This is a genomic window from Verrucomicrobiota bacterium (assembly GCA_039027815.1).
GTDB lineage: Bacteria > Verrucomicrobiota > Verrucomicrobiia > Verrucomicrobiales > JBCCJK01 > JBCCJK01.
This window is the reverse complement of the sequence record JBCCJK010000062.1, coordinates 1-9,253: the sequence shown is the minus strand read 5'-3', so window position 1 is coordinate 9,253 and position 9,253 is coordinate 1. Positions and strand designations below refer to the sequence as shown.

Annotated in this window: 11 protein-coding genes; 3 read left to right on the top strand and 8 right to left on the bottom strand. The window is 56.6% G+C overall.

The genetic code is table 11. The features are described 5' to 3' along the window. Nucleotides 1-154: 154 nt before the first annotated feature. The 4 genes from AAF555_11825 to AAF555_11810 form a co-directional block, all read right to left on the bottom strand. Entirely contained in the window at nt 155-568 is a 414-nt protein-coding gene (locus tag AAF555_11825) for a hypothetical protein (protein MEM6912253.1), read from the bottom strand. A gap of 814 nt (nt 569-1,382) precedes the next feature. Beyond that, a complete protein-coding gene (locus AAF555_11820) occupies nt 1,383-1,604 on the bottom strand; it encodes a PIN domain-containing protein (protein ID MEM6912252.1) in 222 nt (73 codons plus the stop codon). Further along, on the bottom strand, nt 1,601-1,855 hold the full coding sequence (locus AAF555_11815; protein MEM6912251.1) for a hypothetical protein: 255 nt from the start codon (nt 1,853-1,855) through the stop codon (nt 1,601-1,603). The genes AAF555_11820 and AAF555_11815 overlap by 4 nt, the downstream gene beginning before the upstream one ends. 31 nt (nt 1,856-1,886) lie before the next feature. Continuing rightward, nucleotides 1,887-3,374 carry a family 10 glycosylhydrolase gene (locus tag AAF555_11810; protein ID MEM6912250.1) on the bottom strand — a complete coding sequence of 496 codons (1,488 nt, stop codon included), beginning with the start codon at nt 3,372-3,374 and terminating at the stop codon, nt 1,887-1,889. Between the two features lie 167 nt (nt 3,375-3,541). On the opposite strand from AAF555_11810, the gene AAF555_11805 reads away from it, so the two are divergent. Both AAF555_11805 and AAF555_11800 read left to right on the top strand, forming a co-directional pair. Continuing rightward, the gene (locus tag AAF555_11805) at nt 3,542-5,332 is read left to right on the top strand and encodes an assimilatory sulfite reductase (NADPH) flavoprotein subunit (protein MEM6912249.1); all 1,791 of its coding nucleotides are present in this window, start codon (nt 3,542-3,544) and stop codon (nt 5,330-5,332) included. Nucleotides 5,333-5,461: 129 nt separating this feature from the next. Then, nucleotides 5,462-6,169: a hypothetical protein gene (locus AAF555_11800; GenBank protein ID MEM6912248.1), complete on the top strand. Its 708-nt coding sequence runs from the start codon at nt 5,462-5,464 to the stop codon at nt 6,167-6,169. A gap of 237 nt (nt 6,170-6,406) precedes the next feature. On the opposite strand, the gene AAF555_11795 is transcribed toward AAF555_11800, so the two are convergent. The 4 genes from AAF555_11795 to AAF555_11780 all read right to left on the bottom strand — a co-directional run bounded on the left by AAF555_11795 (nt 6,407) and on the right by AAF555_11780 (nt 8,561). Next, the gene (locus AAF555_11795; GenBank protein ID MEM6912247.1) at nt 6,407-7,207 is read right to left on the bottom strand and encodes a DNA-formamidopyrimidine glycosylase family protein; all 801 of its coding nucleotides are present in this window, start codon (nt 7,205-7,207) and stop codon (nt 6,407-6,409) included. 137 nt (nt 7,208-7,344) lie between these two features. Further along, a complete protein-coding gene (locus AAF555_11790; protein ID MEM6912246.1) occupies nt 7,345-7,722 on the bottom strand; it encodes a hypothetical protein in 378 nt (125 codons plus the stop codon). A gap of 260 nt (nt 7,723-7,982) precedes the next feature. Next, nucleotides 7,983-8,354: a hypothetical protein gene (locus tag AAF555_11785; GenBank protein ID MEM6912245.1), complete on the bottom strand. Its 372-nt coding sequence runs from the start codon at nt 8,352-8,354 to the stop codon at nt 7,983-7,985. Nucleotides 8,355-8,393: 39 nt separating this feature from the next. Beyond that, nucleotides 8,394-8,561, bottom strand: coding sequence for a hypothetical protein (locus AAF555_11780; GenBank protein MEM6912244.1), 168 nt, complete (start codon nt 8,559-8,561; stop codon nt 8,394-8,396). A 157-nt stretch (nt 8,562-8,718) separates the two neighbouring features. Between AAF555_11780 and AAF555_11775 the strand changes: the two genes are divergently transcribed. After that, a partial coding sequence (locus tag AAF555_11775; protein ID MEM6912243.1) for an IS5 family transposase occupies nt 8,719-9,253 on the top strand: 535 nt, incomplete at its 3' end.

Here is a 9,253-nt window from a genome sequence, read left to right as displayed (position 1 = left end):
GCGGGGAAGGGAGAGCCGGAGTCTTTCGAGCCAGCCCAGCGTTGCTCGTCGGTTACGGTGCCTGCACCGCGCCCTCGTCGCGCCTTGGTCTGGCCCGAAATCCACTCGGCCATTCTACCAGCCAATTCTGCAGCTTGGTATCAGTGGTTTGCTCTCATTCGATAGGTTTTAGTGCTTTTGCAATGACACTTGCGATGAGTCCCATCCCAGTCCCAATGGGCACAACGATGAATACCGAAAGCGCTGTCCAGCTAAGCCCCATGCCAACCGCCGTGCCCAGATCAGCGACCGACTGAATATTTCCAGATAGGGCACCGATTAGAATAAAGAGAAGAGGAGCGCCGAGGAACGGAGAAAAGAATCCGAGAATCATCCATTGCTGAGCCTTCGGCCGCGGTAGCATCAGGCTGAAGGTAAGCCAAACGCACCCCGATACGATTGCTCCAGGAAGGCTCATCCATTGCAAGAAGCCACTGATTTCAGTTCCAAACATCCCCGGCAATGTAAAGAATCCGACAATCGCAGCTGCGGTCGTGATCGCGATGTGTCTTGGCAAGCGACGAATCATTTCTTAGTGATTCCAAAAGTTCTAATTAGATAGAAGTCTTCCACGATGAAAATGGTTGATAGCCGCTCAAAGCGACAACCAAAACGAGAACCATAGGAAGAATGTTGAAGCTTGAGCTACACGAGGCGGCAAGCTGGTCGGCTCCTTGGAAGTAGGGCTCTTTCTGGTAGGTGCCCGCCGTCACCAGATAGGCTCCGGAGTCGGATAACTGATGCACCGGAGCATGCGGCCAATTCATAGGACAGACCTATGCTCCTTTCCGTTCCGAACAACCGTGAGATTCGTGGAGTGCGTGCGGCTTGCCGCCGTTTTAGGTGGCGGCGGGGCTTGCCTCGCGGGGGTGGAGTGGGTTTTCTGGGATTGGGTGGGATCGCTTGTTGGGGGTGGGTGGCTGGCCCCGGCAAGCCGGGGCTCCCCAAAGCGGTGGCAAGCAACCGCACTCCAGGGGCTTTCTACCAACTTCGGATATCGAGATCAGAGACATGCTGGAAATGTTGGTCTCGGGTGATGAGGGGGAGTCGGTGTTGTCGAGTCAGCGCGGCGATCCAAAGGTCGTTAGCGGGGATGAGCGTGCCTGCCTTTTTGAGTTCACAGCGAAGAGCGGCGTAGAAGAGAGTGGTTTGTCGATTGGCGCTTATACCAACCCAAAGAATTAGCTGGCAGAATGGAAGATTGTTGTGGTGGGAAAAGGCGCTGAAGCGCAAGGGGGGTAGAGCCGGTGCCTTTCAAGCCAGCCCGGTGTTTCTCCTCCGTTGCAGTGCTTGCACTGCGCCGTCGTCGTGCCTTGGTCTGGCCCGAAATTCACGCGGCCCTTCTACCAGCTATTTCTGTGGCTTGGTATTAGGACGTCGGCTCCTTTGAGAAAGGCTTCCAGCCAAGTTTCCAGTTCGTCGCGTTTTCGGGAACCAGCCATGCCGTAGGTGAACTCTCCCAGAGTGATGAGCGTGACGGCGAGTCGAGGGGCGCGGGAGAGGAGTTTCCGGATTTCACGGTCTCCGGAGACGAGCGCGGAGAGAGCATTCGTGTCCAGGATCATGACCACATGGAGTCGTCGATCTCGCGGAAGTGGTCCTCAGAGAGGGCCTTTTCCAAATCGCTGGCAGCTGAAGAAGAGACCTTGGGCAGGCTCTCCAGCCATTTTCCGACGCTTGAGGGCAGGGCCTCTTCGCGCTCCAGGCGTTCTTCGAGTCCTCGCTCAATGTAGCGGGCCAAGGGCTCGCCTTGCAGGGCAGCTCTCGCTTTGGCCCGGCGGAGGAGATCGTCGCGCAAATTCAAGGTGGTTTTCACGAGCCATCTTTACGGTTAGACCGTTTTTCGGTCAACGCCCGTAGGCCACGACGCTGGCCTTGCCGAGTTCTCCGTTGGGAGCGATCGCTCGCACGCTGATGACGTTGGGGAGGGGGCGGCCGCTTTGCGGTGTGAAGCCCCATTCCCTTTGCTTGCCAGGGACGAGGCTGATGTGGTGCCAGGCTTTGCCGTAGCGGGCTTGGACGAGCCACCAGCGGACGTTGCCGTCTTGCGCACCCCAGCGAACGCGCAGCCAACCGCCATTTTGTATCTTGGCTTCGAGGGCGGGTTGGGGAGCGTTGCCTCCCGGGAGCCAGCGGCTTTCGGGCACGAGGGCGGGCTGGCGGTAGGTGCTGGCAAGGCGATCATTGATGCCGCCCTTGTTGCTTTGGAGCGGGGTGAAGCTCCAGTGGATGTGGCCGGTGGAGGGCTTTTTGACGAGCTTGCGGCTGTAGTCGATCTGGTTGGTGATTTCGCTGGCCGGGCGGCCGGGGTCTTCGCTGCTCTGGATGCGGGAGGTGGCGATGCCGGGCCAGAGGTGGCGGTTTTTGCGATTTTGGTCTTCCCACCATTCTAAGAGGACGGGGAAGCTTTGTTTGGCGGGGCGGATGCGCCAGTAGAGCTGGGGGCTGAGGTAGTCGAGCCAGCCGTTTTGGAGCCATTTTCGGGAGTCGGCGTAGAGGTGGTCGTAGGCGTCGAGGGAGGCTTCGATGCTGCGGGGGACGCCAGGTCGCCAGATGCCGAAGGGGCTGATGCCGACTTTGACCCAGGGTTTGGCCCGTTTCACGCGGCCATACATTTGCTGGACGAAGAGGTTCACGTTGTCTCGGCGCCAGTCGTTGCGGTCGCCCCGCCCATATTGGCGGTAGGTGGCGTCGTCGGGGAAGGCTCCTACGGGAGCCCCGCTGGGATAAGGGTAGAAGTAGTCATCGATGTGAATGCCATCGATGTCATAGCGCCGCGTGACGTCTTCGATGACCCGCAGCGCCCGTTCGCGGACGAAGGGTTCGCCCGGGTCGAGCCAAAGGTGTTTTCCGTAGCGCCGGAGGTGCTGGGGGTGGGTTTGGCTGATGTGCTGGGAGGAGACGGATTGGCTGGGGGAGGCGATGGCGCGGAAGGGGTTGAACCAGGCGTGGAGTTCGAGCCCGCGCTTGTGCGCTTCTTCGACCGCGAAGGCGAGGGGGTCGTAGCCGGGCGAGCGGCCCATCTGTCCAGTCAGCCAGTGGGACCAGGGCTCGAGGGAGGACCGGTAGAGGGCATCCCCATTGGGCCGGACTTGCAGGATGAGGGCATTCAAGCGGAGGGCTTGGGCGCGATCAAATAGCCGAAGTAACTCTGCCTTTTGGGCGGCGGCGCTCAGCCCGCGCCGGGAGGGCCAGTCAATATTGTGGACGGTGGCAATCCAGGCCGCGCGAAATTCCCGCAAGGGTTCGGGCGGCTTTTCTCGGGAGGGGGCATACTCTTGGGCCACGGCTTGGCCAGGCCAGAGGAGGAGGGGTAGGAGGAGAAGGGTTCGCATGGGGCGGGGCCATTTGTTAAGGGCGCTCGGCCCTCTTGCCAAGGCGAGGAGCGGGGATTTCCGGGTCTGTCTTTTCCCCTTGCATTGGCCTTCTTCCCGCTTCTTTTACGCATCCAGCTCGGGACGTCCCGGGTATTGGTCTACACGACCTTTTTTTTGAAAAATCGATGTCTGAAATTTCAAAATTGACCCTGCCTGCCATCCCGGAGGATGCGCCTTTCAATCGAGAGCAACGCGATTGGCTCACCCGCTATCTTTCCGGTGTGATCGCCCAAGTGAATGGCGCGCTCGAGGGGGCGAAGGCACCCACGGCCGCTGGCTCGACCGCTGACGCACCGCTCCCGGTGACGGTCCTTTGGGGATCCCAGACGGGCAACGCGGAGGGGCTGGCTTCCAAATTCGCCAAGGTGGCCCCCCGGCATGGGATCGCTCCGACGGTCTTCGACATCGGGCAGTATCCGCGGGAAAACCTGGAGAAAGAGCGGCACTTGGTGGTGATCACAAGCACCTATGGCGATGGCGAGCCGCCTGACAATTCCATCGAGTTCTATGATTGGTTGCATTCCGAGGAGGCTCCGAAGCTGGCCAACACCAAGTTTTCGGTCATGGCCTTGGGCGACACCAGCTACCCGGATTTCTGCAAGACGGGCACCGATTACGACAAGCGCTTTGAGGAGCTCGGCGGGGAACGATTTTACAATGTGGTCCAGGCGGATGTCGATTTCGACGATGACTATGACAGCTGGTCGAGCGGCGTCTTCACGGTTTTGCAGGAACTGGCCCCCCGGGGGGCGGCCGTGGTGGCCGACCCGTCGGTGGTGGAAGAGCCCAGGGTTTGGGATAAGAAAAATCCCTTCTCCTCGAACGTGTTGCGGAACTTCGACCTCAACAAGGCAGGAGCTTTCAAAGAGACCCGTCACGTAGAACTTTCCCTAGCCGGCTCTGGGCTGGAGTATGAGGTGGGGGATGCCTTGGGGCTGTTTCCGCAAAACTGCGCCGAGACCGTAGAAGAGATTCTGGCCAACCTGCCCTTCAACACCAAGGATGAGGTGGAGGCGCACAATGGAGAGTTCGTCCCTTTGAAGGAGGCGCTCCTCCGCTTGTATGACATTCGGACACTCAATAAAAAATTCCTCGAAAAGTGGTCGGAACGAGCCGGGTCGCCCTACCTCCGTTCTCTGGTGCAAGCTGGGACCAAGGAGGAGATTGATGACTTTTGCTGGGGGCGGGAGCTGATCGATCTGGTCTTGGAGTATCCGGCCGACTTCAAGAATGGCGATGAGTTTGTCAGCCTTCTGCGCAAGCTCCAACCGAGGCTTTACTCGATCGCGAGCAGCCTGAAAGCTCACCCAGATGAGGTGCATCTAACCGTGGCCTCGGTTCGCTACGAAGCCCACGGTCGGTCCCGGAAAGGGGTGGCGTCTTGTTTCCTGGCGGACCAGTGTCCGGAGGGGGCTTCCGCACCGGTTTTCATCCACCGGAACAAGGCTTTTCGTGTCCCTGAGGATCCTTCGGCCCCCATGATCATGGTGGGGCCTGGGACGGGCATCGCGCCTTTCCGCGCCTTCTTGGAAGAGCGGGCCGCCACAGGGGCTCCTGGCAAGAATTGGCTTTTCTTCGGCAATCCGCACGCCGAGACGGACTTTCTCTATGAGGAGGACCTGACCAAATACCAGAAAGAGGGCTATCTCCACCGGCTCGACACGGCCTTTTCTCGCGACCAAGCCGAGAAAATCTACGTCCAAGACCGCATTCGCGAGGCGGGGGCGGAACTTTGGCAATGGCTGGAGGAGGGCGGCTACTTCTATGTCTGCGGCGATGCCAGCCGCATGGCCAAGGATGTGGATCAAGCGCTCCATGCAGTCATCGTCGAATATGGCGGGAAGACCGAAGAGGAAGCCAAGGCCTATGTCGGTGTCTTGAAAAAAGAGAAGCGCTACGCCAGGGACGTTTATTGAAGCTAGCCCTTTTTGGAGAAGCTTGCTATCGAAGCGCTAAAATGGCTCGATTCTTGCAACTCGTAGCGCATTCACCTGATCTATGGACCTGAAAAGAAAGGCATTTTATAGTAATCAGTCACGGAACTTATGAAACTGATCTTCAACATCTTGACGGGCGTTCTTTTAGCGCTCGTCCCGGTTAAGGCTGCGACCATTACGGGAACATTTTCTGCCCAAGTGGAAGAAGATGAGATCGACGCCTTCTCCGGCGCAGTCGACCAAGCATTTTTTAACGTCCAGGGAGACGACGACGCCTTCACTGTCTATTCCTTGGTGGATTTTCCGACGACCAGCATTTCCTTGCCGAGCGGCGCTCAGGTGGTCGGCCTCAGTCTCAGTCTGACGCAAAGCAATGCCTTTTTCTCGTCGGACGGGGGTTTGGAATTTTTTCTAGCGAGCGATACCCGCGCGATCGATCTTTCTGATTCAGCGCGTTATCAAACAAACAATCCCCCGGGTAACCTGGGCGGAGACGTAGTGGGCACCAGTTTTGGCACTCTCCTTTCCCTTGGGACCGGAGCCTACGCCGAAGCGAACACCGGAGATACGGACATCTTCAGCTTGACTGTCTCTTCTTCGGTCGAGGCCTTCATTCTTTCCCAAATCGGAGCAGGCGATCTTTTGCGAGTCATCGCCACCCCTGCTGATCTTGGCGTGCAAGCTACCTACAGTGGAGCCAACAGTCAACTCGATCCGCCATCACCCCCCGTCCTCACTTTGACGATCGTTCCAGAGCCTTCCGTGGCATTGTTAAGCCTTTTTGGGCTACTCATCGCGGCACGTCGCCGACGCTAGCTTGCTTCGTTTTTGGGGGTCCACCTTATACCAACCGACCGGATAAACTGGAAGAACGGTAGTATAGAGGGAGACTAGGAAAGGCGCTGAGGCGCAGAGGAGAGAGGGCCGGTGCCTTTCGGATCAGTCCTTCGTTCCTCCTCGGTTGTGGCGCCCGCACCACGCCCTCGTCGTGCCTTGGTCTGATCCGAAATTCACGCGGCCGTTCTACCAGTTTATCCGGCAGCTTGGTATCAGTCAGAGCTGCTGGCATCGGGGACACCAGCAGGTGGTTCGCTGGGCGATGGTGTCTCGGAGGAGTTCGCTGCCACAACGCGGGCAGTGGCCGCCCGCTTTCCAGCGATGATTGAAGAGCATTTCATCCGGGAGGTCGCCCCAGGTGGGGGCGATGATTTCCATGGCGGTCTCGGCCACCTGCTTCAAGGCTTGAAAGAGGCGGTTCCTTTGAGCGGGCGAGAGTTCGGCCGCTGCCAAGGCGGGGTGGAGGCGGCTTTGCCAGAGGATTTCGTCCGCCATCCAGTTGCCCACCCCCGGGTAGGCCTCTTGTTTTAGGAGCACGCCTTTGAGAGGGGAACGGGGGAAGCGCGCCAGCAGGCTTTCGTGATGGGCGAGGTCAAAACGTGTCTCCAAGACGCCCGGGGGGAGGGACTGCCAGAAATCCGGGACGTCCTTCGATCGGAAAAAACGAAGCGAGCCAAAAAGTCGCGGGTCGCGAAAGACGAGCGCTCGCTTGGCTTGGTAGAGCACCAGGTGATCGTGCTTTTCCGGCAGGTATCCTTTCGGGCCTACCAAGAGTTCGCCTGTCATCCCGAGGTGGACCCGTAACCACGATCCGCCGGTGAAGCCGAAGAGCATTTGCTTCCCGTGGTGGTGGGAGGCGTTCAAGGTGCGGCGCTCCAGGAGCGCGAGGGTTTCGGCCGCTTGGGGAAGATCACGAAAGACGCGCTTTTCCGGGTGGCAGTGGACCCGAGTCAGGCGGGCGCCTAGTCCGGGGTTCCATTGGCGGCGGTAGTAGTCGACTTCAGCCAGCTCCGGCATGCCGCCTTTTACGACCCGAACCGGGGGATTGCTACGGGTCGGAGAGCGCTTCGACTTGAGCCAGGGCTCCTTGGGGTCCCGAGGGTTTCTAATAAAGGGACGGACACTTTGTAAAAGCCTTAGTCCAAAGCCCTCCCTTATCGGTCGGCCTTTTCTCCGTTCCAGAGGAAGTTGAGGGTGTCGTCGGTGTAATGGGTGAACTGCGGGCCTTCCATGCGTGTCAGGTTGCCATCGGCGTCATAGGTGGGGGCGCTGTTCTGGTGAGGACTAGGGAAGTCGATTTCGCTGTAAAGGTTGAGCGCTGTTGATGTGTAGTTTGTTGTGGAAGAGGGCCCCGCGCCTGCGGGCCTCCTTGAGTAGCTTTTGCGGTTGCCGATTTCGTCGTAGGTGTAGTCCCAGTCGGTGAGGTTGCTGCCGGGGGTGTTGTAGTTGGGGTCGGCTTGGAAGTCTGGGGCGGTGACCTTTCCTTTCTCGTTGTAGCCGTATTTGAGCACGCCGTCGCTGAGGCCGGGCATGCTGCCGTCGTATTCGATGCCGAGTCTATGTCCGAGTTGGCTAATCTGGCGAGGTCAGCTAGTCCGCACGCTTAAAAGAGTCAACATTTGTTGACTGACCCCAAGATTGAAAATCAAGACGCGACCCCTAAAACATGGACCGAAGAAGCAAGAAATCACAATCATTGCTATTACGCCACATCCGTAACAAGTGGCATCAACCAAAGATAGTTTACGGGGTGGTATAAACCAAGATCCCTTAGGGTTTAAAATAAAATTTACTATAAGCCACTAGCAAAAACTCTAATGACTTCAGAAAGCTTTATTTTTTCCTTTTTCTTCACTGCATTCTCAGGCATAAAGTATTGAACAATATCACAATGCACTTTTAGCTCCAAGTCAGCATTAGTTTGAAGTGTGTGATAAATGATTTCAAAGAGGATTTTTTCAAAGAAACGATATTCTCTCGAATCCTTCTCTAAATCTCCAGCTTTAATAACTATTTCTTCGATATATTGCTTGGGGCTAAACTTGTATGAATCGACGTCAGGAAATCCACTCTGCAGGTCATCTAGCTGGTTAAAAGCAATTATCATCTTCTTAAGCTGACCATTCAAATCATGATCCCCCCCCTGCTCCAGAAGTAACCACAAGCAAACCAGCCCAAATCATTACACATACCCATATGGCTTTCATTTTTTAAAATCCTTGTAAGACTGCTCGATATTAAACATAAGACCATTCTTGCCTCTTTGCTTCTGCACAGGCCCCAAAACTTCATGATCTATTGAATCGTAACCATCTTCTACAAAATCACCATTGTGATTTGGCCCTTGCTCAAAAGCAGGACTCTCAATCATTATTAAGCATTTCTTCCAACAACATACCTTGGCAGGTTTGATCGGTGTGCGCAAGATAGCCAACGTAATGATAGGTGAAATGTTGCCACATATGACCAAAATATGCTTTTGCTACATGAACCTATCTCAAATTAATTAAGTGATATTAGATAGTAGTATGGGCGTGAAAACTGCTTTTATGGGAGGCATGGAAGTCACTGATGCTCAATGGGATAGGATACGCCATCATTTTCCGGAAGAAAGCGAGAAGAAGAGCAAACCGGGCCCAAAACCCGTGCCTGCCCGCAAGATTTTGGAGGCGGTGGTGTGGATCTTGAAGACGGGAGCGCAGTGGCACATGCTCCCGCAGAGCTTTCCTAACTACAAGACGGTGCATCGTAGATTCCAACGCTGGTGCGACAGCGAAGTATTGCGGAATATCTTTAAGGACTTGGCCAATGAAGCGCGAGAACGAGATGCCGAAGGCTACGATGAAGCCTACATCGACGGTATGTTCGTCCCAGCTCGATTGGGAGGTGAGGAAGTGGGCTTCGGCTACAAGGGCAAAGGAACCAAGATCATGGCGATCGTGGATCGCGAGGGACTTCCGACAGCGATTGCTGCGGCTTCCAATGAACACCACGAAGTAAAGCTCGTGCAGTTGACCTTGGATCTCTCGGTGGTAGAGGTGAGCCCCGAACGCCTCATTGGAG

What these genes read in the sequence shown, in the direction of transcription:
- AAF555_11780 (MEM6912244.1), bottom strand. Translation starts at nt 8,561, where the DNA reads ATGATTGAGAGTCCTGCTTTTGAGCAAGGGCCAAATCACAATGGTGAT.
- AAF555_11810 (MEM6912250.1), bottom strand. Translation starts at nt 3,374, where the DNA reads ATGCGAACCCTTCTCCTCCTACCCCTCCTCCTCTGGCCTGGCCAAGCC.
- AAF555_11790 (MEM6912246.1), bottom strand. Translation starts at nt 7,722, where the DNA reads ATGCCCGGCCTCAGCGACGGCGTGCTCAAATACGGCTACAACGAGAAA.
- AAF555_11800 (MEM6912248.1), top strand. Translation starts at nt 5,462, where the DNA reads ATGAAACTGATCTTCAACATCTTGACGGGCGTTCTTTTAGCGCTCGTC.
- AAF555_11820 (MEM6912252.1), bottom strand. Translation starts at nt 1,604, where the DNA reads ATGATCCTGGACACGAATGCTCTCTCCGCGCTCGTCTCCGGAGACCGT.
- AAF555_11805 (MEM6912249.1), top strand. Translation starts at nt 3,542, where the DNA reads ATGTCTGAAATTTCAAAATTGACCCTGCCTGCCATCCCGGAGGATGCG.
- AAF555_11795 (MEM6912247.1), bottom strand. Translation starts at nt 7,207, where the DNA reads ATGCCGGAGCTGGCTGAAGTCGACTACTACCGCCGCCAATGGAACCCC.
- AAF555_11825 (MEM6912253.1), bottom strand. Translation starts at nt 568, where the DNA reads ATGATTCGTCGCTTGCCAAGACACATCGCGATCACGACCGCAGCTGCG.